Below are 20,334 nucleotides of genomic sequence, written 5' to 3'. Positions count from 1 at the left end.
CGATGCAGTTCCGGAGTGGTGCGAGGGCTTCACGGGCACACGCAGGGCGTACTTCCGGGCGACGAAGTGCGAGACGCCATGCGGTTCACACGCCCTCTGTGCTGCGTCTACGCGGGATCGTCATGACTCCCCGCAGCTTTGCAACTACCATCGGGCGACATGGCCGACATCTTCGGGATGACGGTGCCGTGAGGTGTGTCCCGTAGGCAGCACAGCGACACCGCGTTCTGGTCCAACACTCGATGATGGCGTCGCTACTTGCTCGCTGTGAACTGTTCGGCTTCTCCACCACATCGTCTGCGTGGCCTCAGATTCGAGACGGTCAGCGGATAAGCGATTGACGTCAGCATTGAGGGCGCACGGTCGTTGCATACCTGGTCGAAGATGAGCCGCTTCCTTCTCAGCGCCACTTCGAGTTCGGCGATGCGTGCCTGCGCCTGCTCCAGTCTTCGGCCGCACCAACGTCTGCCCGTTCGACCAATCAACAGGTCCGGTGGGAAGAAACCGGTACAGCGGACACACCAAGGATGCGAGTCATGACACACCCGCCGTTCAGCCCAGCGATCTCGCAGTTCGTCACAGAGAGGACTGCGTTCAGGTTGTATGTCTGCTCCGTGAGGGCGATGGTGAGTGTGCGAATCTCGTAGGCGATGGCGAACCATGCGGACTGCTCAGCCGTCATGGCGCGTAGTTATCGGTGAAAGGGTTTCCCGGCAGGTTGCGGGATACGGGTTGTCCTCGCTCATCAGTAGAGTGCTCCGATCTTGTCGATGTCTCCGTGCGGTCGAGGATCACCACACGCCACGGGCAGACGAGCATCTGCGTTCTTGCCCACGCGGACCACGTCGTAGTTGATGCCACCAACCTTCAACGCGCCGCGTACTGGGTGTCGATGGCGTTGAGAGCCCCCGACCTACGCCGATAGCCTTCCCCCTGAGCGAGGATCTGACCGTTGCGGGACTTACACCGCCAACGCCACTCGGGATGTCTGGCGACACGCTCTTGCATCGAGGTCGACCTGCAAGATCTCGTCCTCGTAACCTCGATGGTGCCGCGATACTCAGACACCTTCTCCGGATGTTCTCGTAGACGATCACTGACCTCACCACCCCACCCACCAGAGCGGCCTGACGCTTGCAGCGCGCAACCGCATTCGACTTCGTGTCATACGTTTTCGGGAGATGGCGCCGCCTGCCGTTGCGGCGATCTGCGCCCACTGGTAACCCTTCCGGGTTCTCGTCACCACCACACGCACAGCAGTTCTCGCGACGCCAAGGCTGCACGACGTAGCGCCATTGCCACCCGAGCCTCCGCGACAGCCTGCACCTTGACCACTCAACGCCTTGAACGCCTCGCCGTCGAAAGCCTTCTTGTTGTTGCTCATTCGTTGTCTCCTTTGGTTCTCCCACGCAGGGATGTGTCGTGTCTTCTCTGCACCTGTTGCGGGGAACGGAGTACGCAAAGCTCCCCGCCTGGCCGCGCACTCAGGCACGGCTCTCGATCGCCCCCACAGGAGGTAGGACTCCGGAACCTCAGCCACCGCATCGCACACCTCGACCCCGCGCATCATCGAGCAACGCCCACCGGCCGACAGCAGGACAGCCACATCGCTGGACGCTGCGGAACTTCGACACCAACCAGCCTTCGCGTACGCCTGCGCCGGATTGCGGCCGATGAAGTCATGGCAGCCGCGGCACACCAGCAGACAATTCGACAGGCGTTGATCTGTGGGTCTTTCGATCCGCCCATGCGCGGTTAGCTCGTGGTGATAGTCCTGCCCTGTGCGGTACACAGTCGGTTTGGACTTCGCAGCGACCCATCGCCGCACCGCAGCAGCAGCCTTCACATCCGCAGAGAAGCCCGTCATGACGCCGTCTTCCTCTGCTGCCACGCCACCGACGTCAACGCTGCGGACAACGCCGCCCATGCGCTCATACCGGCGCTTCATCGACGCGGCAGCATCCCACCCGACGCGATGCCTCCTCCGCCCAACACCATCGACAGCAGATACTCGAAGTCGGAGAACAGGTCTTCGCAGTGCGGGTTTGTCCACCACTTCCGGCTCATAGGTGGGTCATCGATACGGTCCTCATCCACGCCAACGGAGGCAACCAACTTTCGCCTTCGCCCGATGCGCGCCTTCCGATCAGTTCCGGAACCATCTGCAACTGCGCGAACAAGGACGTCACATCCCGTGCTCGACGAACCGCAATGTTGCGGGACTGTCCGAGGAACAACTCCGAAGTGCTGCCATTCTCCGGCCAACCCAGACGGCTGATCAGATCCGTCTGCGAATACCGTTCGCCACAACGCTGCAATCGGCGGTTGTGCCAGGGCGGGACGCGTCCTGTCGCACAAACTCGACACGGTACGCGGAACAGGGATTTGGAGGATGCGGTCGGCGGTAGCTTGGCGGACCTGTTTGCTCGGACCGTATCCGCGTTGCCGTACAGCAGATGCTGGATGGTGCTGTGCGGGACGCCGAACTCCTCTTCGAGCCGTTTGTTCCCACTCCTGCGTCACGCAGCTTGAGGATGTGCTCGCGTACAGGCTGGGCGTCGACCAGGTCGGGAGTCCAACGTCCGTAGGCGCGTTGCCGGCGGTGGTGTTGGGCGTAGTGCATTTCGCACATGCCGCGCGCTTTGACGGGCTTCCGCATTGGCAGGTCATGCCGCCCCTGCTTCCACATGGCCTGACGTTCACGCGGAGTCGTACCCCAACCACACCGTGCGGTTCACGGTTGTCCAACGCCCACTGCAAACACACCTCCCGGCGGTCACAGCCGGCGCAGATCCGTTTCGCGTCAGCGGTTTGCGTCACCCCGTAATGGGAGGGAAAGAACGCGTCCGGGTCTGAGGAGGCGCAGGAGCGCCCTCATGCCAGGCCGGCGGTTTCGGCAGATCAGAAACATTCCGGTTGCGGTTCAACACATTCGCACCGGGGAACGTGTTCGACGACCCCAACGCCTGCTTCTTCTCGTCCAGGGTGTTGGATCTTCTGCCCTGATCCATTCGGGTGGTGGAGGGTTCGATGTGGAAGCCGTTACTCATGGGTGTATCTCCTGAGGATGTCTTGAGCGTCGTGATGGGCCAGGCAATTCGGGCATGGGATGATGTCGCCGGTGCGGTCTCCCAGCGCATACGGACCATGTGGCCGTAGCCGAGATCGAAACCACACACCCCGCAAATAGGGCGGCTCATGACGCCTCCTCGAAGAGGGATGGTTGGTCGTCAACTGCCGTGATCGACCAGCCATGGACGAACGCGCCAGGGAGTCCGCTGTCGAGCAGTCGGCCCGCGTCATCTGTCCCGTATGCGACGAGGCAGGACGGTGCGCCGCTGTTCGCCGCGGCCTTCGATCCATCGCGGTGGTGGAAGGTGAGCCGCCCTTCGAGGAACAGCACTGCGGTCGCCCGCCGCCACACCTGCGCCTGGAATCCGGCGGTCTCGGTGCGGGCGAAGATCAGTGCGGTGCCGGTGCCGTGGTTGGCGAGCCGGTCGAGCCACCGCCACACATTGGAGTAGGGCGGGTTGCACCACACGCGCCCTTCCCACGGCAGTGTGAGTCCGTCGTCGGGTAGTCGGTAGTGGTGGCGTGCGGTCGTCCAGTTCGCTTCTGCCGGTGCGGCGCACGGGTCGAGGTCGAACGGGCCGAGGGCGTCGAGGACGTGCGGTGGTGTCAGCCACACGTCGTCCCCGGTGGTGGCGCACTGATGCGATCCCATCGCCGCCCGCTCACGACGCCTCCTGTGCGCCGAGTTCGTCGGCCAGGGTGGTTTGCGCCGCATCATGATCCGGGACAGACATGATCGCCTTCCCCTTCTCCTGCACCTCACGAGTCAGCGGCACCAGCACCGCAATCCGGCAGTCTTCAGATCGACATTGCGGGTGGTCATCGCCCACTCGGCGAACTCCTTCGTCACCATCCCCGCAGCCGTCACAGCCTCAGCCAGTTCGCGTTGCGCCCGCTGCGCCGGCGTCTGCTGACGGTTCCGGACCTCCTCCGACGACGCCACACCCTTCTTCGTGTCCGCCGCCAACGCTGCGACGATCGCCCTCCCCACGCCGCGGTCTCAGCGTTCTGCATCTCCGAGTCACGGGTGAAAGATGTGGGGCCGGGATGGGTTCCCACGCGGTACCGATACCGGGACGCTCATCATCCGGCGTGCGGTAGGCGGCGGCGGTGAACGCGAGGAAGCTCTTGCCGCCAACCTCAAGAACTTCGTATCGCACCTGCTGGAGAGAGCCGGTGGGTGCTGGTTGCGGAACTCAACAATTCGGGTCGCGACATCGACGTAGTCGAGGGGCCTTTGTAGTCGGGCATCAGAGGTCTGCTCCCGCCCTGGAGGGGATGACCTCGAACCCGTTGCCGTCAGCCTTGATCCAATCCCCGGAAGGGCAGTCACACCATCCACCCGTAGCTGGAGTTGGTGGGGTTTGGGGCGGACGATCATGCCGCCACACCACACGGCGATGTCGAGCATCGTGCGGTAGCGGTCAGACCACGAACCGCTGCTGGGAAGCTGTCTCACAGAGTTCACAGCGCACCACCGAAAGATCCGAGACGGCTGCTGCGTCGGCGGAACTCGCCTCATCCTGGACCGTGACGTGGTACCGGGTGGTGGCGCGGGATTCCAGAACCTCCCGCAGTGAAGCGGCCTGCGCGAGGGTGGCGTGCACCTGGGCGCGCGCTGCGACCTCCGAGTGCTGGGTGGTCGTGAGGTTGCGGTCGTGCTCGATGAACGCGAGCATCCTCTCCGCTTCGGCGTAGTGCTTCTGCGCCGGGGTGACTTCCGGATTGATCAGGGCGTAGGCGATGCCGTTGGGCGACATCATGCATTCGCACTTGCCGACCCCGCACGCACCCCCCGGATCGGTGCCGTGCGGGTCGATGCCGTGGCCGCACTCCGGGCACAGGACGACATCACGCCCTGTGAGCCGGAACAGTTCGTCCTGGCTAATGTCTTCGGTCATTGTTGTCTCCATGGGTCTTGTTGCCCGTAGGCAGGATTGGGGAACAGTTCTTCCGGCTCGACCGGGTCGTCCGGGAGAACATCTCCAGGTCCGGGTAGGTCGTAGGGGTATTGGGGGCCGCGCCACCGGAACCCGCCGGCAGCATGGGTGCGGTTCGACATGAACCTCACGCCGCCGCCTTCGCTCTCGCCACCAACTCGAACAGCCGCTCAGCCACCAGGCCTGCACGATCAACGGGGGCCTGGGGGTGGTCGGCGTCGGGCCAGGTGACGAACTCGGTGCGTCCGTTCACCCACGCCCAAAACAGGTGGAGGTCTGGGAGGTGTTGCACCCACATGTCGACACCGTCGATCTGGCGGTGCTCCGCGGCACTCATGACGCATCCCGAAGTCGAGAGCCATCGTCTGATTACTGAGGCGTTTCGCAATCAGCTCGCAGTAACGCTCCTCAAGCTCGACACCGACCGCCTTACGGTTTTCGTTCGCCGCAGCAATCAACGTGGTGCCCGAACCGGCGAACGGGTCGAACACCGTTTCCGAGGCGTTCGTGAACAGGCGCACCCAGTCCTCCACCATTGGCAGCGGTTTCGCCGTCGGGTGACCGGTGTTCTGCACGACGGGGTACGTCCACACGCCAGCCTTGCCACCCCCGTTCCAGGCCGGTTTGGTGTCGGCGCGGTGTAGAAATGAAATCGCTTCCCAGCCTTGCCCGGGACGGTCGGCACTGATCTGCGGCATCGGGTTGGGCTTCACCCAGACACCGATGCGCAGCGAGCGCAACCCGACCGGCGGACCCTGGTCGAAGGCGAAAGCGTGCGCGTAATCAAGCGACGTGACCACCCAACTCGCCGAGACCCGCCCACACTCGGCGAGTACGGCCCGCAGGTCAGCGTCAGAGATCGCCGCGAACGTGACGGCCTTTATGCCATGACCAGCACCCCTGTTCGTCTTTGCCATTCCGTGTGTGCGTTCGGTGTACGGCGGATCCGTGATCACCACATCGACCGACCGATCTGCCATGTCTGCCATGACCTCTCGGCAGTCGCCGTGGTAGAGGGTGACCAGGTCGTCCTGGTAGTAGATGCTCATGGCTGGGCCTCCTGCGCTGCGAGGAACACCAGCACGTGATCGCGGGTGATCCATGGCGACGATTGCGGCTCCACCTTCAACACCCGACGCCCGTAGAAGTCGGTGAGGACCGCGCTACACCCGGCAGCCGAAACCTGCATCGAGGACATGAAGCCGTGCGTGAATGCCTCGGAAGCGAGGTCGGCTTCCACCTCCACGATGTCGCGTGCCGTCCGAAACGCCTGCATGTCAACGACGCTCACGGGTCACCTCCACCGCGCACGGCTCACACACCGTCACGTTCTTCCCCGCCCGCCCATCCGGGAACACCAGGTATTCGCGGACGTAGCCGATCAATGTGCCTACGGGGTAGTCGGTGCGGCATTTGGGGCACCAGCCGGCATAGCGGGCTTCCACTGCACCGCTGCTCACTGGTCGACCCCCTCGTCTTCGATGTCGTAGGAGCGCTGGAGGATTGAAAGCAGCGCGTACTCGACCGACTTCGAGTCCTGCTTGGCTGCGTAGTGCGCTATCTCTGCACGCAGCCAGAGGAGTTGCGCCTCCTTGCGCTGGTAGTACTTGTCGAGCTGGTTCTGGGTGTGTTGTGCGTCGGCGATCTGCTGCTGCACGATCGCGCCATACAGCTCGGACCCGAAGATGGTTTCGGCCCCGCTCACTGGTCGACCTCCTGGGTGGGCATGCAGAACCCGACCACCGTCATCAGCAACAGGACCGCGACGATCACGAACGCCACCAGTTCTTCCGGTCCGAGAGGTGGGAGGATCGCCCACACCCCCAACACAAGACACGCATACGCGGGAACCCAGATCGCGGCCTTCACGACGCCGCCCTCTCACCCGGAGCCGGCTGCGGCAGCGAGTTCCGCCACCGCACACACTCTTCGTGGTCGATAAAGTACTTGCCGCCCCCCTCACGCAAGGTTCGGAACAGGATTCGCCCCTCGACATACTCGCGGCGAAGGGTCTTCTCGGAGACTCCCAGGATTTGGGCGGCCTCCTTCAGGGTGTACTGAAGGGGCTGAAGGTTTCTGTCGTTCATGACGCCTCCAAGGTTCTGGTGGGGATGGGGGTTCGCTTGAGCAGGGTGAGCAGCGCATCGATGTGCTGCCACAGTTGCGGGCGGGTGAGTTCGATGGCGTCGTCCTCACCCGGCGGAAAGATCACGAAGACGGGTTCCCCTGTGGCGGGAATGGTCGTGACGTGATGGGTACCCGTCAAGCCGTCGATGGGGATGGGCGGAACCTCATGCAGCGGAAGATCACTCATGCCGCACCGCCGATGATGCGTTGCAGGACGATCCGCCCCGACGGAGTCAGATCACCGTGGGCCACCAGATCATTGAGGGCAGTGCGCAGCCGACTCGACTTGAGTGCTTCGCGTGCGGCCAACACCATCCAGTACTCCGGCGACTCCTCCGGGTCGAACGGGCGTAGCGGAGACGACTGCTCCCACGCCTTACGCGCAGCCTCCACAGCAGGATCGGTGCTCATGCCGCACCGCCGATACGGTCCAGGTGGGAATCGTCCGGCCCAGGCCACACAATCCGCGACGACCGCTCCACAACCGCTGTCGCACCATACGATTCGATGAGCTTGGCCCTAGACTTCGCGGAGGACAACGACTTGTACTCGCGCTTAGTGGACGGCCAGTGGAAGCGTCGACTCCCGAACTGCGCGATATACCCCGGATCGGGTCCCACCCCTCGGGTTCCCAGTCAGGGTTGGGGTACCCGAACTCCTCACCGGTGTCGTCGGTGTAGAAGGTCAGTGCCCCTTCGGGATAGCTCGTGATCGCAACTCGGTAGAGGTAGTAGCCGCCGCTGGGCTCACGCCAGTCCGGATCGGCCTCCTGCATTGCTCTGTACACGTCGCGTAGCTCGGCGAGCGTGAGAACCACTTCACCCCGGCCGGACGGGGACTCAACCGACAGGTACGCCAGGTCGAGGCCGCTCACCTCACCGAGCGATACGTGGACCTTCCTGTTTTCATCTGCTACTACAGGGACTGGATCTGCGTAGTGCGAGAAGGACATGAGTCAGACCGCCTCGGGGAAGGACTCGCGCGTCCAGGCCCCGCCTCTGGGCATCTGCAGCTTGGACGTGTTCCCACCACGGCGCCAGTGGTTCCAGGCCATCACGAAGTAACCAATGAGATCACGGTCGCTGACGTTGACTTTGCCTTCGCGGATACGATCGAGTCGGTCACGCAGGGCGAGAATGGGATTGCCGGACTGGAGCCCGGCGCCTGAGTAGAGTCCTTCGCTGAACTCGCGAGCCGCTTCGCCGTCGATCAGTCAGTCGCGAACTGCAAGCATCGCACTCCGCAGAGGTCAGTCGCCTGGTCGCCGCCCGACGCACCCGGTCGACGACTGCCATCCTTCAGGACCTTGCCAGTCAGCGTCTCCGGCGCGTCAAGTGCCGACCCAGCGTGACCCTTGCAGTGCTGCTGCAGTTCCGACTGATCGACGGCGAAGCGGCTCGCGAGTTCAGCGAAGGACTCTACTCAGGCGCCGGGCTCCAGTCCGGCAATCCCATTCTCGCCCTGCGTGACCGACTCGATCGTATCCGCGAAGGCAAAGTCAACGTCAGCGACCGTGATCTCATTGGTTACTTCGTGATGGCCTGGAACCACTGGCGCCGTGGTGGGAACACGTCCAAGCTGCAGATGCCCAGAGGCGGGGCCTGGACGCGCGAGTCCTTCCCGAGGCGGTCTGACTCATGTCCTTCTCGCACTACGCAGATCCAGTCCCTGTAGTAGCAGATGAAAACAGGAAGGTCCACGTATCGCTCGGTGAGGTGAGCGGCCTCGACCTGGCGTACCTGTCGGTTGAGTCCCCGTCCGGCCGGGGTGAAGTGGTTCTCACGCTCGCCGAGCTACGCGACGTGTACAGAGCAATGCAGGAGGCCGATCCGGACTGGCGTGAGCCCAGCGGCGGCTACTACCTCTACCGAGTTGCGATCACGAGCTATCCCGAAGGGGCACTGACCTTCTACACCGACGACACCGGTGAGGAGTTCGGGTACCCCAACCCTGACTGGGAACCCGAGGGGTGGGACCCCGATCCGGGGTATATCGCGCAGTTCGGGAGTCGACGCTTCCACTGGCCGTCCACTAAGCGCGAGTACAAGTCGTTGTCCTCCGCGAAGTCTAGGGCCAAGCTCATCGAATCGTATGGTGCGACAGCGGTTGTGGAGCGGTCGTCGCGGATTGTGTGGCCTGGGCCGGACGATTCCCACCTGGACCGTATCGGCGGTGCGGCATGAGCACCGATCCTGCTGTGGAGGCTGCGCGTAAGGCGTGGGAGCAGTCGTCTCCGCTACGCCCGTTCGACCCGGAGGAGTCGCCGGAGTACTGGATGGTGTTGGCCGCACGCGAAGCACTCAAGTCGAGTCGGCTGCGCACTGCCCTCAATGATCTGGTGGCCCACGGTGATCTGACTCCGTCGGGGCGGATCGTCCTGCAACGCATCATCGGCGGTGCGGCATGAGTGATCTTCCGCTGCATGAGGTTCCGCCCATCCCCATCGACGGCTTGACGGGTACCCATCACGTCACGACCATTCCCGCCACAGGGGAACCCGTCTTCGTGATCTTTCCGCCGGGTGAGGACGACGCCATCGAACTCACCCGCCCGCAACTGTGGCAGCACATCGATGCGCTGCTCACCCTGCTCAAGCGAACCCCCATCCCCACCAGAACCTTGGAGGCGTCATGAACGACAGAAACCTTCAGCCCCTTCAGTACACCCTGAAGGAGGCCGCCCAAATCCTGGGAGTCTCCGAGAAGACCCTTCGCCGCGAGTATGTCGAGGGGCGAATCCTGTTCCGAACCTTGCGTGAGGGGGGCGGCAAGTACTTTATCGACCACGAAGAGTGTGTGCGGTGGCGGAACTCGCTGCCGCAGCCGGCTCCGGGTGAGAGGGCGGCGTCGTGAAGGCCGCGATCTGGGTTCCCGCGTATGCGTGTCTTGTGTTGGGGGTGTGGGCGATCCTCCCACCTCTCGGACCGGAAGAACTGGTGGCGTTCGTGATCGTCGCGGTCCTGTTGCTGATGACGGTGGTCGGGTTCTGCATGCCCACCCAGGAGGTCGACCAGTGAGCGGGGCCGAAACCATCTTCGGGTCCGAGCTGTATGGCGCGATCGTGCAGCAGCAGATCGCCGACGCACAACACACCCAGAACCAGCTCGACAAGTACTACCAGCGCAAGGAGGCGCAACTCCTCTGGCTGCGTGCAGAGATAGCGCACTACGCAGCCAAGCAGGACTCGAAGTCGGTCGAGTACGCGCTGCTTTCAATCCTCCAGCGCTCCTACGACATCGAAGACGAGGGGGTCGACCAGTGAGCAGCGGTGCAGTGGAAGCCCGCTATGCCGGCTGGTGCCCCAAATGCCGCACCGACTACCCCGTAGGCACATTGATCGGCTACGTCCGCGAATACCTGGTGTTCCCGGATGGGCGGGCGGGGAAGAACGTGACGGTGTGTGAGCCGTGCGCGGTGGAGGTGACCCGTGAGCGTCGTTGACATGCAGGCGTTTCGGACGGCACGCGACATCGTGGAGGTGGAAGCCGACCTCGCTTCCGAGGCATTCACGCACGGCTTCATGTCCTCGATGCAGGTTTCGGCTGCCGGGTGTAGCGCGGTCCTCACCGACTTCTACGGGCGTCGGGTGTTGAAGGTGGAGCCGCAATCGTCGCCATGGATCACCCGCGATCACGTGCTGGTGTTCCTCGCAGCGCAGGAGGCCCAGCCATGAGCATCTACTACCAGGACGACCTGGTCACCCTCTACCACGGCGACTGCCGAGAGGTCATGGCAGACATGGCAGATCGGTCGGTCGATGTGGTGATCACGGATCCGCCGTACACCGAACGCACACACGGAATGGCAAAGACGAACAGGGGTGCTGGTCATGGCATAAAGGCCGTCACGTTCGCGGCGATCTCTGACGCTGACCTGCGGGCCGTACTCGCCGAGTGTGGGCGGGTCTCGGCGAGTTGGGTGGTCACGTCGCTTGATTACGCGCACGCTTTCGCCTTCGACCAGGGTCCGCCGGTCGGGTTGCGCTCGCTGCGCATCGGTGTCTGGGTGAAGCCCAACCCGATGCCGCAGATCAGTGCCGACCGTCCCGGGCAAGGCTGGGAAGCGATTTCATTTCTACACCGCGCCGACACCAAACCGGCCTGGAACGGGGGTGGCAAGGCTGGCGTGTGGACGTACCCCGTCGTGCAGAACACCGGTCACCCGACGGCGAAACCGCTGCCAATGGTGGAGGACTGGGTGCGCCTGTTCACGAACGCCTCGGAAACGGTGTTCGACCCGTTCGCCGGTTCGGGCACCACGTTGATTGCTGCGGCGAACGAAAACCGTAAGGCGGTCGGTGTCGAGCTTGAGGAGCGTTACTGCGAGCTGATTGCGAAACGCCTCAGTAATCAGACGATGGCTCTCGACTTCGGGGATGCGTCATGAGTGCCGCGGAGCACCGCCAGATCGACGGTGTCGACATGTGGGTGCAACACCTCCCAGACCTCCACCTGTTTTGGGCGTGGGTGAACGGACGCACCGAGTTCGTCACCTGGCCCGACGCCGACCACCCCCAGGCCCCCGTTGATCGTGCAGGCCTGGTGGCTGAGCGGCTGTTCGAGTTGGTGGCGAGAGCGAAGGCGGCGGCGTGAGGTTCATGTCGAACCGCACCCATGCTGCCGGCGGGTTCCGGTGGCGCGGCCCCCAATACCCCTACGACCTACCCGGACCTGGAGATGTTCTCCCGGACGACCCGGTCGAGCCGGAAGAACTGTTCCCCAATCCTGCCTACGGGCAACAAGACCCATGGAGACAACAATGACCGAAGACATTAGCCAGGACGAACTGTTCCGGCTCACAGGGCGTGATGTCGTCCTGTGCCCGGAGTGCGGCCACGGCATCGACCCGCACGGCACCGATCCGGGGGGTGCGTGCGGGGTCGGCAAGTGCGAATGCATGATGTCGCCCAACGGCATCGCCTACGCCCTGATCAATCCGGAAGTCACCCCGGCGCAGAAGCACTACGCCGAAGCGGAGAGGATGCTCGCGTTCATCGAGCACGACCGCAACCTCACGACCACCCAGCACTCGGAGGTCGCAGCGCGCGCCCAGGTGCACGCCACCCTCGCGCAGGCCGCTTCACTGCGGGAGGTTCTGGAATCCCGCGCCACCACCCGGTACCACGTCACGGTCCAGGATGAGGGCGAGTTCCGCCGACGCAGCAGCCGTCTCGGATCTTTCGGTGGTGCGCTGTGAACTCTGTGAGACAGCTTCCCAGCAGCGGTTCGTGGTCTGACCGCTACCGCACGATGCTCGACATCGCCGTGTGGTGTGGCGGCATGATCGTCCGCCCCAAACCCCACCAACTCCAGCTACGGGTGGATGGTGTGACTGCCCTTCCGGGGGATTGGATCAAGGCTGACGGCAACGGGTTCGAGGTCATCCCCTCCAGGGCGGGAGCAGACCTCTGATGCCCGACTACAAAGGCCCCCTCGACTACGTCGATGTCGCGACCCGAATTGTTGAGTTCCGCAACCAGCACCCCACCGGCTCTCTCCAGCAGGTGCGATACGAAGTTCTTGAGGTTGGCGGCAAGAGCTTCCTCGCGTTCACCGCCGCCGCCTACCGCACGCCGGATGATGAGCGTCCCGGTATCGGTACCGCGTGGGAACCCATCCCCGGCCCCACATCTTTCACCCGTGACTCGGAGATGCAGAACGCTGAGACCGCGGCGTGGGGGAGGGCGATCGTCGCAGCGTTGGCGGCGGACACGAAGAAGGGTGTGGCGTCGTCGGAGGAGGTCCGGAACCGTCAGCAGACGCCGGCGCAGCGGGCGCAACGCGAACTGGCTGAGGCTGTGACGGCTGCGGGGATGGTGACGAAGGAGTTCGCCGAGTGGGCGATGACCACCCGCAATGTCGATCTGAAGACTGCCGGGATTGCGGTGCTGGTGCCGCTGACTCGTGAGGTGCAGGAGAAGGGGAAGGCGATCATGTCTGTCCCGGATCATGATGCGGCGCAAACCACCCTGGCCGACGAACTCGGCGCACAGGAGGCGTCGTGAGCGGGCGGGCGATGGGATCGCATCAGTGCGCCACCACCGGGGACGACGTGTGGCTGACACCACCGCACGTCCTCGACGCCCTCGGCCCGTTCGACCTCGACCCGTGCGCCGCACCGGCAGAAGCGAACTGGACGACCGCACGCCACCACTACCGACTACCCGACGACGGACTCACACTGCCGTGGGAAGGGCGCGTGTGGTGCAACCCGCCCTACTCCAATGTGTGGCGGTGGCTCGACCGGCTCGCCAACCACGGCACCGGCACCGCACTGATCTTCGCCCGCACCGAGACCGCCGGATTCCAGGCGCAGGTGTGGCGGCGGGCGACCGCAGTGCTGTTCCTCGAAGGGCGGCTCACCTTCCACCACCGCGATGGATCGAAGGCCGCGGCGAACAGCGGCGCACCGTCCTGCCTCGTCGCATACGGGACAGATGACGCGGGCCGACTGCTCGACAGCGGACTCCCTGGCGCGTTCGTCCATGGCTGGTCGATCACGGCAGTTGACGACCAACCATCCCTCTTCGAGGAGGCGTCATGAGCCGCCCTATTTGCGGGGTGTGTGGTTTCGATCTCGGCTACGGCCACATGGTCCGTATGCGCTGGGGAGACCGCACCGGCGACATCATCCCATGCCCGAATTGCCTGGCCCATCACGACGCTCAAGACATCCTCAGGAGATACACCCATGAGTAACGGCTTCCACATCGAACCCTCCACCACCCGAATGGATCAGGGCAGAAGATCCAACACCCTGGACGAGAAGAAGCAGGCGTTGGGGTCGTCGAACACGTTCCCCGGTGCGAATGTGTTGAACCGCAACCGGAATGTTTCTGATCTGCCGAAACCGCCGGCCTGGCATGAGGGCGCTCCCTGCGCCTCCTCAGACCCGGACGCGTTCTTTCCCTCCCATTACGGGGTGACGCAAACCGCTGACGCGAAACGGATCTGCGCCGGCTGTGACCGCCGGGAGGTGTGTTTGCAGTGGGCGTTGGACAACCGTGAACCGCACGGTGTGGTTGGGGGTACGACTCCGCGTGAACGTCAGGCCATGTGGAAGCAGGGGGCGGCATGACCTGCCAATGCGGGAAGCCCGTCAAAGCGCGCGGCATGTGCGAAATGCACTACGCCCAACACCACCGCCGGCAACGCGCCTACGGACGTTGGACTCCCGACCTGGTCGACGCCCAGCCTGTACGCGAGCACATCCTCAAGCTGCGTGACGCAGGAGTGGGGAACAAACGGCTCGAAGAGGAGTTCGGCGTCCCGCACAGCACCATCCAGCATCTGCTGTACGGGCAACGCGGATACGGTCCGAGCAAACAGGTCCGCCAAGCTACCGCCGACCGCATCCTCCAAATCCCTGTTCCGCGTACCGGTGTCGAGTTTGTGCGACAGGACCGCGTCCCCGCCCTGGGCACAACCCGCCGATTGCAGGCGTTGGTGGCGAACGGGTATTCGCAGACGGATCTGATCAGCCGTCTGGGTTGGCCGGAGAATGGCAGCACTTCGGAGTTGTTCCTCGGACAGTCCCGCAACATTGCGGTTCGTCGAGCACGGGATGTGACGTCCTTGTTCGCGCAGTTGCAGATGGTTCCCGGAACTGATCGGAAGGCGCGGCATCGGGCGAAGGCGAAAGGTTGGTTGCCTCCGTTGGCGTGGGATGAGGACCGTATCGATGACCCCACCTATGAGCCGGAAGTGGTGGACAAACCCCGCACTGCCGAAGACCTGTTCTCCGACTTCGAGTATCTGCTGTCGATGGGTGTTGGGGCGGAGGAGGCATCGCGTCGGGTGGGGATGCTGCCGGCGTCGATGAAAGCGGCATGGGCGGCGTTGTCCGGCAGCGTTGACGTCGGTGCGTGGCGTCATGACGGCTTCTCTGCGGATGTGAAGGCTGCTGCTGCGGTGCGGGCGACGAAGCGATGCGAGCTGCATTCAACGAAATGTACGCATCCTTGACAAAGTACACCAGTCGGTTTGGACTTCGCAGCGACCATCGCCCGCACCGCAGCAGCAGCCTTCACATCCGCAGAGAAGCCCGTCATGATCTGCTGCCACGCCACCGACGTCAACGCTGCCGGACAACGCCGCCCATGCCGCTCATACCGGCGCTTCATCGACGCCGGCAGCATCCCCACCCGACGCGATGCCTCCTCCGCCCCAACACCCATCGACAGCAGATACTCGAAGTCGGAGAACAGGTCTTCGGCAGTGCGGGGTTTGTCCACCACTTCCGGCTCATAGGTGGGGTCATCGATACGGTCCTCATCCCACGCCAACGGAGGCAACCAACCTTTCGCCTTCGCCCGATGCCGCGCCTTCCGATCAGTTCCGGGAACCATCTGCAACTGCGCGAACAAGGACGTCACATCCCGTGCTCGACGAACCGCAATGTTGCGGGACTGTCCGAGGAACAACTCCGAAGTGCTGCCATTCTCCGGCCAACCCAGACGGCTGATCAGATCCGTCTGCGAATACCCGTTCGCCACCAACGCCTGCAATCGGCGGGTTGTGCCCAGGGCGGGGACGCGGTCCTGTCGCACAAACTCGACACCGGTACGCGGAACAGGGATTTGGAGGATGCGGTCGGCGGTAGCTTGGCGGACCTGTTTGCTCGGACCGTATCCGCGTTGCCCGTACAGCAGATGCTGGATGGTGCTGTGCGGGACGCCGAACTCCTCTTCGAGCCGTTTGTTCCCCACTCCTGCGTCACGCAGCTTGAGGATGTGCTCGCGTACAGGCTGGGCGTCGACCAGGTCGGGAGTCCAACGTCCGTAGGCGCGTTGCCGGCGGTGGTGTTGGGCGTAGTGCATTTCGCACATGCCGCGCGCTTTGACGGGCTTCCCGCATTGGCAGGTCATGCCGCCCCCTGCTTCCACATGGCCTGACGTTCACGCGGAGTCGTACCCCCAACCACACCGTGCGGTTCACGGTTGTCCAACGCCCACTGCAAACACACCTCCCGGCGGTCACAGCCGGCGCAGATCCGTTTCGCGTCAGCGGTTTGCGTCACCCCGTAATGGAGGGAAAGAACGCGTCCGGGTCTGAGGAGGCGCAGGGAGCGCCCTCATGCCAGGCCGGCGGTTTCGGCAGATCAGAAACATTCCGGTTGCGGTTCAACACATTCGCACCGGGGAACGTGTTCGACGACCCCAACGCCTGCTTCTTCTCGTCCAGGGTGTTGGATCTTCTGCCCTGATCCATTCGGGTGGTGGAGGGTTCGATGTGGAAGCCGTTACTCATGGGTGTATCTCCTGAGGATGTCTTGAGCGTCGTGATGGGCCAGGCAATTCGGGCATGGGATGATGTCGCCGGTGCGGTCTCCCCAGCGCATACGGACCATGTGGCCGTAGCCGAGATCGAAACCACACACCCCGCAAATAGGGCGGCTCATGACGCCTCCTCGAAGAGGGATGGTTGGTCGTCAACTGCCGTGATCGACCAGCCATGGACGAACGCGCCAGGGAGTCCGCTGTCGAGCAGTCGGCCCGCGTCATCTGTCCCGTATGCGACGAGGCAGGACGGTGCGCCGCTGTTCGCCGCGGCCTTCGATCCATCGCGGTGGTGGAAGGTGAGCCGCCCTTCGAGGAACAGCACTGCGGTCGCCCGCCGCCACACCTGCGCCTGGAATCCGGCGGTCTCGGTGCGGGCGAAGATCAGTGCGGTGCCGGTGCCGTGGTTGGCGAGCCGGTCGAGCCACCGCCACACATTGGAGTAGGGCGGGTTGCACCACACGCGCCCTTCCCACGGCAGTGTGAGTCCGTCGTCGGGTAGTCGGTAGTGGTGGCGTGCGGTCGTCCAGTTCGCTTCTGCCGGTGCGGCGCACGGGTCGAGGTCGAACGGGCCGAGGGCGTCGAGGACGTGCGGTGGTGTCAGCCACACGTCGTCCCCGGTGGTGGCGCACTGATGCGATCCCATCGCCCGCCCGCTCACGACGCCTCCTGTGCGCCGAGTTCGTCGGCCAGGGTGGTTTGCGCCGCATCATGATCCGGGACAGACATGATCGCCTTCCCCTTCTCCTGCACCTCACGAGTCAGCGGCACCAGCACCGCAATCCCGGCAGTCTTCAGATCGACATTGCGGGTGGTCATCGCCCACTCGGCGAACTCCTTCGTCACCATCCCCGCAGCCGTCACAGCCTCAGCCAGTTCGCGTTGCGCCCGCTGCGCCGGCGTCTGCTGACGGTTCCGGACCTCCTCCGACGACGCCACACCCTTCTTCGTGTCCGCCGCCAACGCTGCGACGATCGCCCTCCCCCACGCCGCGGTCTCAGCGTTCTGCATCTCCGAGTCACGGGTGAAAGATGTGGGGCCGGGGATGGGTTCCCACGCGGTACCGATACCGGGACGCTCATCATCCGGCGTGCGGTAGGCGGCGGCGGTGAACGCGAGGAAGCTCTTGCCGCCAACCTCAAGAACTTCGTATCGCACCTGCTGGAGAGAGCCGGTGGGGTGCTGGTTGCGGAACTCAACAATTCGGGTCGCGACATCGACGTAGTCGAGGGGGCCTTTGTAGTCGGGCATCAGAGGTCTGCTCCCGCCCTGGAGGGGATGACCTCGAACCCGTTGCCGTCAGCCTTGATCCAATCCCCCGGAAGGGCAGTCACACCATCCACCCGTAGCTGGAGTTGGTGGGGTTTGGGGCGGACGATCATGCCGCCACACCACACGGCGATGTCGAGCATCGTGCGGTAGCGGTCAGACCACGAACCGCTGCTGGGAAGCTGTCTCACAGAGTTCACAGCGCACCACCGAAAGATCCGAGACGGCTGCTGCGTCGGCGGAACTCGCCCTCATCCTGGACCGTGACGTGGTACCGGGTGGTGGCGCGGGATTCCAGAACCTCCCGCAGTGAAGCGGCCTGCGCGAGGGTGGCGTGCACCTGGGCGCGCGCTGCGACCTCCGAGTGCTGGGTGGTCGTGAGGTTGCGGTCGTGCTCGATGAACGCGAGCATCCTCTCCGCTTCGGCGTAGTGCTTCTGCGCCGGGGTGACTTCCGGATTGATCAGGGCGTAGGCGATGCCGTTGGGCGACATCATGCATTCGCACTTGCCGACCCCGCACGCACCCCCCGGATCGGTGCCGTGCGGGTCGATGCCGTGGCCGCACTCCGGGCACAGGACGACATCACGCCCTGTGAGCCGGAACAGTTCGTCCTGGCTAATGTCTTCGGTCATTGTTGTCTCCATGGGTCTTGTTGCCCGTAGGCAGGATTGGGGAACAGTTCTTCCGGCTCGACCGGGTCGTCCGGGAGAACATCTCCAGGTCCGGGTAGGTCGTAGGGGTATTGGGGGCCGCGCCACCGGAACCCGCCGGCAGCATGGGTGCGGTTCGACATGAACCTCACGCCGCCGCCTTCGCTCTCGCCACCAACTCGAACAGCCGCTCAGCCACCAGGCCTGCACGATCAACGGGGCCTGGGGTGGTCGGCGTCGGGCCAGGTGACGAACTCGGTGCGTCCGTTCACCCACGCCCAAAACAGGTGGAGGTCTGGGAGGTGTTGCACCCACATGTCGACACCGTCGATCTGGCGGTGCTCCGCGGCACTCATGACGCATCCCCGAAGTCGAGAGCCATCGTCTGATTACTGAGGCGTTTCGCAATCAGCTCGCAGTAACGCTCCTCAAGCTCGACACCGACCGCCTTACGGTTTTCGTTCGCCGCAGCAATCAACGTGGTGCCCGAACCGGCGAACGGGTCGAACACCGTTTCCGAGGCGTTCGTGAACAGGCGCACCCAGTCCTCCACCATTGGCAGCGGTTTCGCCGTCGGGTGACCGGTGTTCTGCACGACGGGGTACGTCCACACGCCAGCCTTGCCACCCCCGTTCCAGGCCGGTTTGGTGTCGGCGCGGTGTAGAAATGAAATCGCTTCCCAGCCTTGCCCGGGACGGTCGGCACTGATCTGCGGCATCGGGTTGGGCTTCACCCAGACACCGATGCGCAGCGAGCGCAACCCGACCGGCGGACCCTGGTCGAAGGCGAAAGCGTGCGCGTAATCAAGCGACGTGACCACCCAACTCGCCGAGACCCGCCCACACTCGGCGAGTACGGCCCGCAGGTCAGCGTCAGAGATCGCCGCGAACGTGACGGCCTTTATGCCATGACCAGCACCCCTGTTCGTCTTTGCCATTCCGTGTGTGCGTTCGGTGTACGGCGGATCCGTGATCACCACATCGACCGACCGATCTGCCATGTCTGCCATGACCTCTCGGCAGTCGCCGTGGTAGAGGGTGACCAGGTCGTCCTGGTAGTAGATGCTCATGGCTGGGCCTCCTGCGCTGCGAGGAACACCAGCACGTGATCGCGGGTGATCCATGGCGACGATTGCGGCTCCACCTTCAACACCCGACGCCCGTAGAAGTCGGTGAGGACCGCGCTACACCCGGCAGCCGAAACCTGCATCGAGGACATGAAGCCGTGCGTGAATGCCTCGGAAGCGAGGTCGGCTTCCACCTCCACGATGTCGCGTGCCGTCCGAAACGCCTGCATGTCAACGACGCTCACGGGTCACCTCCACCGCGCACGGCTCACACACCGTCACGTTCTTCCCCGCCCGCCCATCCGGGAACACCAGGTATTCGCGGACGTAGCCGATCAATGTGCCTACGGGGTAGTCGGTGCGGCATTTGGGGCACCAGCCGGCATAGCGGGCTTCCACTGCACCGCTGCTCACTGGTCGACCCCCTCGTCTTCGATGTCGTAGGAGCGCTGGAGGATTGAAAGCAGCGCGTACTCGACCGACTTCGAGTCCTGCTTGGCTGCGTAGTGCGCTATCTCTGCACGCAGCCAGAGGAGTTGCGCCTCCTTGCGCTGGTAGTACTTGTCGAGCTGGTTCTGGGTGTGTTGTGCGTCGGCGATCTGCTGCTGCACGATCGCGCCATACAGCTCGGACCCGAAGATGGTTTCGGCCCCGCTCACTGGTCGACCTCCTGGGTGGGCATGCAGAACCCGACCACCGTCATCAGCAACAGGACCGCGACGATCACGAACGCCACCAGTTCTTCCGGTCCGAGAGGTGGGAGGATCGCCCACACCCCCAACACAAGACACGCATACGCGGGAACCCAGATCGCGGCCTTCACGACGCCGCCCTCTCACCCGGAGCCGGCTGCGGCAGCGAGTTCCGCCACCGCACACACTCTTCGTGGTCGATAAAGTACTTGCCGCCCCCCTCACGCAAGGTTCGGAACA

The 20,334-nt window shown here is 64.0% G+C and carries 45 protein-coding genes and 1 pseudogene; 17 read left to right on the top strand and 29 right to left on the bottom strand.

Going from position 1 to position 20,334, the window contains the following annotated elements; all coding sequences use genetic code 11:
• Nucleotides 1-867: 867 nt before the first annotated feature.
• The 16 genes and pseudogenes from BLU62_RS02755 to BLU62_RS34770 all read right to left on the bottom strand — a co-directional run bounded on the left by BLU62_RS02755 (nucleotide 868) and on the right by BLU62_RS34770 (nucleotide 8,091).
• Nucleotides 868-1,008 carry a YegP family protein gene (locus tag BLU62_RS02755; protein ID WP_084811717.1) on the bottom strand — a complete coding sequence of 47 codons (141 nt, stop codon included), beginning with the start codon at nucleotides 1,006-1,008 and terminating at the stop codon, nucleotides 868-870.
• Between the two features lie 936 nt (nucleotides 1,009-1,944).
• Nucleotides 1,945-2,067 (bottom strand): hypothetical protein, encoded by a 123-nt coding sequence (locus tag BLU62_RS34230; RefSeq protein ID WP_280141509.1) that lies wholly within the window; start codon nucleotides 2,065-2,067, stop codon nucleotides 1,945-1,947.
• 708 nt (nucleotides 2,068-2,775) lie between these two features.
• Nucleotides 2,776-2,820, bottom strand: a pseudogene (locus BLU62_RS34775) (hypothetical protein); the annotation flags it as partial.
• Nucleotides 2,817-3,200, bottom strand: a complete 384-nt coding sequence (locus BLU62_RS32280) for a hypothetical protein (RefSeq protein ID WP_139179965.1) — start codon at nucleotides 3,198-3,200, stop codon at nucleotides 2,817-2,819. The pseudogene BLU62_RS34775 and the gene BLU62_RS32280, both read right to left, overlap by 4 nt.
• Nucleotides 3,197-3,724: a DNA N-6-adenine-methyltransferase gene (locus tag BLU62_RS02745; protein WP_074847805.1), complete on the bottom strand. Its 528-nt coding sequence runs from the start codon at nucleotides 3,722-3,724 to the stop codon at nucleotides 3,197-3,199. Before BLU62_RS02745 ends, BLU62_RS32280 begins: the two co-directional genes overlap by 4 nt.
• A 114-nt stretch (nucleotides 3,725-3,838) precedes the next feature.
• The gene (locus tag BLU62_RS02740; RefSeq protein WP_139179964.1) at nucleotides 3,839-4,039 is read right to left on the bottom strand and encodes a hypothetical protein; all 201 of its coding nucleotides are present in this window, start codon (nucleotides 4,037-4,039) and stop codon (nucleotides 3,839-3,841) included.
• A gap of 457 nt (nucleotides 4,040-4,496) precedes the next feature.
• Nucleotides 4,497-4,973, bottom strand: a complete 477-nt coding sequence (locus BLU62_RS02735) for a hypothetical protein (protein ID WP_074848271.1) — start codon at nucleotides 4,971-4,973, stop codon at nucleotides 4,497-4,499.
• Nucleotides 4,974-5,203: 230 nt separating this feature from the next.
• Nucleotides 5,204-6,061 carry a DNA-methyltransferase gene (locus BLU62_RS02730; RefSeq protein ID WP_074848270.1) on the bottom strand — a complete coding sequence of 286 codons (858 nt, stop codon included), beginning with the start codon at nucleotides 6,059-6,061 and terminating at the stop codon, nucleotides 5,204-5,206.
• Nucleotides 6,058-6,303: a hypothetical protein gene (locus BLU62_RS02725; protein ID WP_074847843.1), complete on the bottom strand. Its 246-nt coding sequence runs from the start codon at nucleotides 6,301-6,303 to the stop codon at nucleotides 6,058-6,060. Before BLU62_RS02725 ends, BLU62_RS02730 begins: the two co-directional genes overlap by 4 nt.
• Nucleotides 6,290-6,472, bottom strand: a complete 183-nt coding sequence (locus BLU62_RS32275) for a hypothetical protein (protein ID WP_139179899.1) — start codon at nucleotides 6,470-6,472, stop codon at nucleotides 6,290-6,292. Before BLU62_RS32275 ends, BLU62_RS02725 begins: the two co-directional genes overlap by 14 nt.
• Nucleotides 6,469-6,717 (bottom strand): hypothetical protein, encoded by a 249-nt coding sequence (locus tag BLU62_RS02720; protein WP_074847845.1) that lies wholly within the window; start codon nucleotides 6,715-6,717, stop codon nucleotides 6,469-6,471. Before BLU62_RS02720 ends, BLU62_RS32275 begins: the two co-directional genes overlap by 4 nt.
• Nucleotides 6,714-6,881 carry a hypothetical protein gene (locus BLU62_RS32780; protein ID WP_159441495.1) on the bottom strand — a complete coding sequence of 56 codons (168 nt, stop codon included), beginning with the start codon at nucleotides 6,879-6,881 and terminating at the stop codon, nucleotides 6,714-6,716. Before BLU62_RS32780 ends, BLU62_RS02720 begins: the two co-directional genes overlap by 4 nt.
• The gene (locus tag BLU62_RS02715; protein ID WP_074847852.1) at nucleotides 6,878-7,099 is read right to left on the bottom strand and encodes a helix-turn-helix domain-containing protein; all 222 of its coding nucleotides are present in this window, start codon (nucleotides 7,097-7,099) and stop codon (nucleotides 6,878-6,880) included. Before BLU62_RS02715 ends, BLU62_RS32780 begins: the two co-directional genes overlap by 4 nt.
• Nucleotides 7,096-7,326, bottom strand: coding sequence for a hypothetical protein (locus BLU62_RS02710; protein WP_074847850.1), 231 nt, complete (start codon nucleotides 7,324-7,326; stop codon nucleotides 7,096-7,098). The genes BLU62_RS02715 and BLU62_RS02710 overlap by 4 nt, the downstream gene beginning before the upstream one ends.
• Nucleotides 7,323-7,550, bottom strand: a complete 228-nt coding sequence (locus BLU62_RS02705; protein WP_074847847.1) for a hypothetical protein — start codon at nucleotides 7,548-7,550, stop codon at nucleotides 7,323-7,325. Before BLU62_RS02705 ends, BLU62_RS02710 begins: the two co-directional genes overlap by 4 nt.
• Entirely contained in the window at nucleotides 7,516-8,091 is a 576-nt protein-coding gene (locus tag BLU62_RS34770) for a DUF7304 family protein (RefSeq protein ID WP_425284528.1), read from the bottom strand. Before BLU62_RS34770 ends, BLU62_RS02705 begins: the two co-directional genes overlap by 35 nt.
• Before the next feature lie 395 nt (nucleotides 8,092-8,486).
• On the opposite strand from BLU62_RS34770, the gene BLU62_RS02695 reads away from it, so the two are divergent.
• The 17 genes from BLU62_RS02695 to BLU62_RS32265 all read left to right on the top strand — a co-directional run bounded on the left by BLU62_RS02695 (nucleotide 8,487) and on the right by BLU62_RS32265 (nucleotide 15,102).
• The gene (locus tag BLU62_RS02695) at nucleotides 8,487-8,813 is read left to right on the top strand and encodes a hypothetical protein (protein WP_074848269.1); all 327 of its coding nucleotides are present in this window, start codon (nucleotides 8,487-8,489) and stop codon (nucleotides 8,811-8,813) included.
• Nucleotides 8,777-9,322 carry a DUF7304 family protein gene (locus tag BLU62_RS02690; RefSeq protein ID WP_425284521.1) on the top strand — a complete coding sequence of 182 codons (546 nt, stop codon included), beginning with the start codon at nucleotides 8,777-8,779 and terminating at the stop codon, nucleotides 9,320-9,322. Before BLU62_RS02695 ends, BLU62_RS02690 begins: the two co-directional genes overlap by 37 nt.
• Nucleotides 9,319-9,546: a hypothetical protein gene (locus BLU62_RS02685; protein WP_074847847.1), complete on the top strand. Its 228-nt coding sequence runs from the start codon at nucleotides 9,319-9,321 to the stop codon at nucleotides 9,544-9,546. Before BLU62_RS02690 ends, BLU62_RS02685 begins: the two co-directional genes overlap by 4 nt.
• Nucleotides 9,543-9,773 carry a hypothetical protein gene (locus tag BLU62_RS02680; RefSeq protein WP_074847850.1) on the top strand — a complete coding sequence of 77 codons (231 nt, stop codon included), beginning with the start codon at nucleotides 9,543-9,545 and terminating at the stop codon, nucleotides 9,771-9,773. The genes BLU62_RS02685 and BLU62_RS02680 overlap by 4 nt, the downstream gene beginning before the upstream one ends.
• Nucleotides 9,770-9,991, top strand: coding sequence for a helix-turn-helix domain-containing protein (locus BLU62_RS02675; RefSeq protein WP_074847852.1), 222 nt, complete (start codon nucleotides 9,770-9,772; stop codon nucleotides 9,989-9,991). Before BLU62_RS02680 ends, BLU62_RS02675 begins: the two co-directional genes overlap by 4 nt.
• A complete protein-coding gene (locus tag BLU62_RS32775; RefSeq protein WP_159441495.1) occupies nucleotides 9,988-10,155 on the top strand; it encodes a hypothetical protein in 168 nt (55 codons plus the stop codon). The genes BLU62_RS02675 and BLU62_RS32775 overlap by 4 nt, the downstream gene beginning before the upstream one ends.
• A complete protein-coding gene (locus BLU62_RS02670; protein WP_074847845.1) occupies nucleotides 10,152-10,400 on the top strand; it encodes a hypothetical protein in 249 nt (82 codons plus the stop codon). The genes BLU62_RS32775 and BLU62_RS02670 overlap by 4 nt, the downstream gene beginning before the upstream one ends.
• Nucleotides 10,397-10,579, top strand: coding sequence for a hypothetical protein (locus tag BLU62_RS32270; RefSeq protein WP_139179899.1), 183 nt, complete (start codon nucleotides 10,397-10,399; stop codon nucleotides 10,577-10,579). Before BLU62_RS02670 ends, BLU62_RS32270 begins: the two co-directional genes overlap by 4 nt.
• On the top strand, nucleotides 10,566-10,811 hold the full coding sequence (locus BLU62_RS02665) for a hypothetical protein (protein WP_074847843.1): 246 nt from the start codon (nucleotides 10,566-10,568) through the stop codon (nucleotides 10,809-10,811). Before BLU62_RS32270 ends, BLU62_RS02665 begins: the two co-directional genes overlap by 14 nt.
• Complete coding sequence (locus tag BLU62_RS02660; RefSeq protein ID WP_074847841.1) at nucleotides 10,808-11,524, top strand: DNA-methyltransferase; 717 nt, start codon at nucleotides 10,808-10,810, stop codon at nucleotides 11,522-11,524. Before BLU62_RS02665 ends, BLU62_RS02660 begins: the two co-directional genes overlap by 4 nt.
• Nucleotides 11,521-11,730, top strand: a complete 210-nt coding sequence (locus BLU62_RS02655; protein ID WP_074847839.1) for a hypothetical protein — start codon at nucleotides 11,521-11,523, stop codon at nucleotides 11,728-11,730. Before BLU62_RS02660 ends, BLU62_RS02655 begins: the two co-directional genes overlap by 4 nt.
• 166 nt (nucleotides 11,731-11,896) lie before the next feature.
• Complete coding sequence (locus tag BLU62_RS02650) at nucleotides 11,897-12,334, top strand: hypothetical protein (protein ID WP_074847837.1); 438 nt, start codon at nucleotides 11,897-11,899, stop codon at nucleotides 12,332-12,334.
• The gene (locus tag BLU62_RS02645) at nucleotides 12,331-12,549 is read left to right on the top strand and encodes a hypothetical protein (RefSeq protein ID WP_074847835.1); all 219 of its coding nucleotides are present in this window, start codon (nucleotides 12,331-12,333) and stop codon (nucleotides 12,547-12,549) included. The genes BLU62_RS02650 and BLU62_RS02645 overlap by 4 nt, the downstream gene beginning before the upstream one ends.
• Nucleotides 12,549-13,142, top strand: coding sequence for a metallophosphoesterase family protein (locus BLU62_RS02640; protein WP_074847833.1), 594 nt, complete (start codon nucleotides 12,549-12,551; stop codon nucleotides 13,140-13,142). Before BLU62_RS02645 ends, BLU62_RS02640 begins: the two co-directional genes overlap by 1 nt.
• The gene (locus BLU62_RS02635) at nucleotides 13,139-13,681 is read left to right on the top strand and encodes a DNA N-6-adenine-methyltransferase (RefSeq protein WP_244277996.1); all 543 of its coding nucleotides are present in this window, start codon (nucleotides 13,139-13,141) and stop codon (nucleotides 13,679-13,681) included. The genes BLU62_RS02640 and BLU62_RS02635 overlap by 4 nt, the downstream gene beginning before the upstream one ends.
• A 147-nt stretch (nucleotides 13,682-13,828) precedes the next feature.
• Nucleotides 13,829-14,215 (top strand): WhiB family transcriptional regulator, encoded by a 387-nt coding sequence (locus tag BLU62_RS02630; protein WP_244277997.1) that lies wholly within the window; start codon nucleotides 13,829-13,831, stop codon nucleotides 14,213-14,215.
• A complete protein-coding gene (locus BLU62_RS32265) occupies nucleotides 14,212-15,102 on the top strand; it encodes a hypothetical protein (protein WP_139179963.1) in 891 nt (296 codons plus the stop codon). Before BLU62_RS02630 ends, BLU62_RS32265 begins: the two co-directional genes overlap by 4 nt.
• On the opposite strand, the gene BLU62_RS02620 is transcribed toward BLU62_RS32265, so the two are convergent.
• The 13 genes from BLU62_RS02620 to BLU62_RS32765 all read right to left on the bottom strand — a co-directional run bounded on the left by BLU62_RS02620 (nucleotide 15,009) and on the right by BLU62_RS32765 (nucleotide 20,225).
• Entirely contained in the window at nucleotides 15,009-16,004 is a 996-nt protein-coding gene (locus BLU62_RS02620) for a hypothetical protein (RefSeq protein ID WP_099047826.1), read from the bottom strand. The genes BLU62_RS32265 and BLU62_RS02620 overlap by 94 nt on opposite strands.
• Entirely contained in the window at nucleotides 16,001-16,156 is a 156-nt protein-coding gene (locus tag BLU62_RS33540; protein ID WP_159441526.1) for a WhiB family transcriptional regulator, read from the bottom strand. Before BLU62_RS33540 ends, BLU62_RS02620 begins: the two co-directional genes overlap by 4 nt.
• Nucleotides 16,153-16,386: a WhiB family transcriptional regulator gene (locus BLU62_RS32260; protein ID WP_139179962.1), complete on the bottom strand. Its 234-nt coding sequence runs from the start codon at nucleotides 16,384-16,386 to the stop codon at nucleotides 16,153-16,155. The genes BLU62_RS33540 and BLU62_RS32260 overlap by 4 nt, the downstream gene beginning before the upstream one ends.
• A 147-nt stretch (nucleotides 16,387-16,533) precedes the next feature.
• On the bottom strand, nucleotides 16,534-17,076 hold the full coding sequence (locus BLU62_RS02610; RefSeq protein ID WP_244277996.1) for a DNA N-6-adenine-methyltransferase: 543 nt from the start codon (nucleotides 17,074-17,076) through the stop codon (nucleotides 16,534-16,536).
• Nucleotides 17,073-17,666, bottom strand: a complete 594-nt coding sequence (locus BLU62_RS02605) for a metallophosphoesterase family protein (RefSeq protein WP_074847833.1) — start codon at nucleotides 17,664-17,666, stop codon at nucleotides 17,073-17,075. The genes BLU62_RS02610 and BLU62_RS02605 overlap by 4 nt, the downstream gene beginning before the upstream one ends.
• Nucleotides 17,666-17,884 carry a hypothetical protein gene (locus tag BLU62_RS02600; protein ID WP_074847835.1) on the bottom strand — a complete coding sequence of 73 codons (219 nt, stop codon included), beginning with the start codon at nucleotides 17,882-17,884 and terminating at the stop codon, nucleotides 17,666-17,668. Before BLU62_RS02600 ends, BLU62_RS02605 begins: the two co-directional genes overlap by 1 nt.
• Nucleotides 17,881-18,318 (bottom strand): hypothetical protein, encoded by a 438-nt coding sequence (locus BLU62_RS02595; RefSeq protein ID WP_074847837.1) that lies wholly within the window; start codon nucleotides 18,316-18,318, stop codon nucleotides 17,881-17,883. The genes BLU62_RS02600 and BLU62_RS02595 overlap by 4 nt, the downstream gene beginning before the upstream one ends.
• Nucleotides 18,319-18,548: 230 nt before the next feature.
• The gene (locus tag BLU62_RS32770; protein ID WP_159441525.1) at nucleotides 18,549-18,692 is read right to left on the bottom strand and encodes a hypothetical protein; all 144 of its coding nucleotides are present in this window, start codon (nucleotides 18,690-18,692) and stop codon (nucleotides 18,549-18,551) included.
• On the bottom strand, nucleotides 18,689-19,405 hold the full coding sequence (locus BLU62_RS02590; RefSeq protein WP_074847841.1) for a DNA-methyltransferase: 717 nt from the start codon (nucleotides 19,403-19,405) through the stop codon (nucleotides 18,689-18,691). Before BLU62_RS02590 ends, BLU62_RS32770 begins: the two co-directional genes overlap by 4 nt.
• Nucleotides 19,402-19,647 carry a hypothetical protein gene (locus BLU62_RS02585; protein WP_074847843.1) on the bottom strand — a complete coding sequence of 82 codons (246 nt, stop codon included), beginning with the start codon at nucleotides 19,645-19,647 and terminating at the stop codon, nucleotides 19,402-19,404. Before BLU62_RS02585 ends, BLU62_RS02590 begins: the two co-directional genes overlap by 4 nt.
• Complete coding sequence (locus BLU62_RS32255) at nucleotides 19,634-19,816, bottom strand: hypothetical protein (protein ID WP_139179899.1); 183 nt, start codon at nucleotides 19,814-19,816, stop codon at nucleotides 19,634-19,636. Before BLU62_RS32255 ends, BLU62_RS02585 begins: the two co-directional genes overlap by 14 nt.
• Nucleotides 19,813-20,061, bottom strand: a complete 249-nt coding sequence (locus BLU62_RS02580) for a hypothetical protein (protein ID WP_074847845.1) — start codon at nucleotides 20,059-20,061, stop codon at nucleotides 19,813-19,815. The genes BLU62_RS32255 and BLU62_RS02580 overlap by 4 nt, the downstream gene beginning before the upstream one ends.
• Nucleotides 20,058-20,225: a hypothetical protein gene (locus tag BLU62_RS32765; RefSeq protein ID WP_159441495.1), complete on the bottom strand. Its 168-nt coding sequence runs from the start codon at nucleotides 20,223-20,225 to the stop codon at nucleotides 20,058-20,060. The genes BLU62_RS02580 and BLU62_RS32765 overlap by 4 nt, the downstream gene beginning before the upstream one ends.
• Nucleotides 20,226-20,334: the final 109 nt, after the last annotated feature.

The organism is Gordonia westfalica (assembly GCF_900105725.1).
GTDB lineage: Bacteria > Actinomycetota > Actinomycetes > Mycobacteriales > Mycobacteriaceae > Gordonia > Gordonia westfalica.
This window is presented reverse-complemented; position numbering and strand designations above follow the sequence as displayed.

Excerpts from the sequence above, each read along its gene's own strand:
- BLU62_RS32265 (WP_139179963.1), top strand. The coding sequence starts at position 14,212 with ATGACCTGCCAATGCGGGAAGCCCGTCAAAGCGCGCGGCATGTGCGAA.
- BLU62_RS32260 (WP_139179962.1), bottom strand. The coding sequence starts at position 16,386 with ATGAGTAACGGCTTCCACATCGAACCCTCCACCACCCGAATGGATCAG.
- BLU62_RS02745 (WP_074847805.1), bottom strand. The coding sequence starts at position 3,724 with ATGGGATCGCATCAGTGCGCCACCACCGGGGACGACGTGTGGCTGACA.
- BLU62_RS02590 (WP_074847841.1), bottom strand. The coding sequence starts at position 19,405 with ATGAGCATCTACTACCAGGACGACCTGGTCACCCTCTACCACGGCGAC.
- BLU62_RS02705 (WP_074847847.1), bottom strand. The coding sequence starts at position 7,550 with ATGAGCACCGATCCTGCTGTGGAGGCTGCGCGTAAGGCGTGGGAGCAG.
- BLU62_RS02660 (WP_074847841.1), top strand. The coding sequence starts at position 10,808 with ATGAGCATCTACTACCAGGACGACCTGGTCACCCTCTACCACGGCGAC.
- BLU62_RS02710 (WP_074847850.1), bottom strand. The coding sequence starts at position 7,326 with ATGAGTGATCTTCCGCTGCATGAGGTTCCGCCCATCCCCATCGACGGC.
- BLU62_RS02735 (WP_074848271.1), bottom strand. The coding sequence starts at position 4,973 with ATGACCGAAGACATTAGCCAGGACGAACTGTTCCGGCTCACAGGGCGT.
- BLU62_RS02605 (WP_074847833.1), bottom strand. The coding sequence starts at position 17,666 with ATGCCCGACTACAAAGGCCCCCTCGACTACGTCGATGTCGCGACCCGA.
- BLU62_RS02655 (WP_074847839.1), top strand. The coding sequence starts at position 11,521 with ATGAGTGCCGCGGAGCACCGCCAGATCGACGGTGTCGACATGTGGGTG.
- BLU62_RS34230 (WP_280141509.1), bottom strand. The coding sequence starts at position 2,067 with ATGAGCCGGAAGTGGTGGACAAACCCGCACTGCGAAGACCTGTTCTCC.
- BLU62_RS02620 (WP_099047826.1), bottom strand. The coding sequence starts at position 16,004 with ATGACCTGCCAATGCGGGAAGCCCGTCAAAGCGCGCGGCATGTGCGAA.
- BLU62_RS02675 (WP_074847852.1), top strand. The coding sequence starts at position 9,770 with ATGAACGACAGAAACCTTCAGCCCCTTCAGTACACCCTGAAGGAGGCC.
- BLU62_RS02755 (WP_084811717.1), bottom strand. The coding sequence starts at position 1,008 with ATGCAAGAGCGTGTCGCCAGACATCCCGAGTGGCGTTGGCGGTGTAAG.
- BLU62_RS02630 (WP_244277997.1), top strand. The coding sequence starts at position 13,829 with ATGAGTAACGGCTTCCACATCGAACCCTCCACCACCCGAATGGATCAG.
- BLU62_RS02685 (WP_074847847.1), top strand. The coding sequence starts at position 9,319 with ATGAGCACCGATCCTGCTGTGGAGGCTGCGCGTAAGGCGTGGGAGCAG.
- BLU62_RS34770 (WP_425284528.1), bottom strand. The coding sequence starts at position 8,091 with ATGTCCTTCTCGCACTACGCAGATCCAGTCCCTGTAGTAGCAGATGAA.
- BLU62_RS02640 (WP_074847833.1), top strand. The coding sequence starts at position 12,549 with ATGCCCGACTACAAAGGCCCCCTCGACTACGTCGATGTCGCGACCCGA.
- BLU62_RS02730 (WP_074848270.1), bottom strand. The coding sequence starts at position 6,061 with ATGAGCATCTACTACCAGGACGACCTGGTCACCCTCTACCACGGCGAC.
- BLU62_RS02715 (WP_074847852.1), bottom strand. The coding sequence starts at position 7,099 with ATGAACGACAGAAACCTTCAGCCCCTTCAGTACACCCTGAAGGAGGCC.
- BLU62_RS02690 (WP_425284521.1), top strand. The coding sequence starts at position 8,777 with ATGTCCTTCTCGCACTACGCAGATCCAGTCCCTGTAGTAGCAGATGAA.
- BLU62_RS02595 (WP_074847837.1), bottom strand. The coding sequence starts at position 18,318 with ATGACCGAAGACATTAGCCAGGACGAACTGTTCCGGCTCACAGGGCGT.
- BLU62_RS32770 (WP_159441525.1), bottom strand. The coding sequence starts at position 18,692 with ATGAGTGCCGCGGAGCACCGCCAGATCGACGGTGTCGACATGTGGGTG.
- BLU62_RS02650 (WP_074847837.1), top strand. The coding sequence starts at position 11,897 with ATGACCGAAGACATTAGCCAGGACGAACTGTTCCGGCTCACAGGGCGT.
- BLU62_RS02680 (WP_074847850.1), top strand. The coding sequence starts at position 9,543 with ATGAGTGATCTTCCGCTGCATGAGGTTCCGCCCATCCCCATCGACGGC.
- BLU62_RS32280 (WP_139179965.1), bottom strand. The coding sequence starts at position 3,200 with ATGAGCCGCCCTATTTGCGGGGTGTGTGGTTTCGATCTCGGCTACGGC.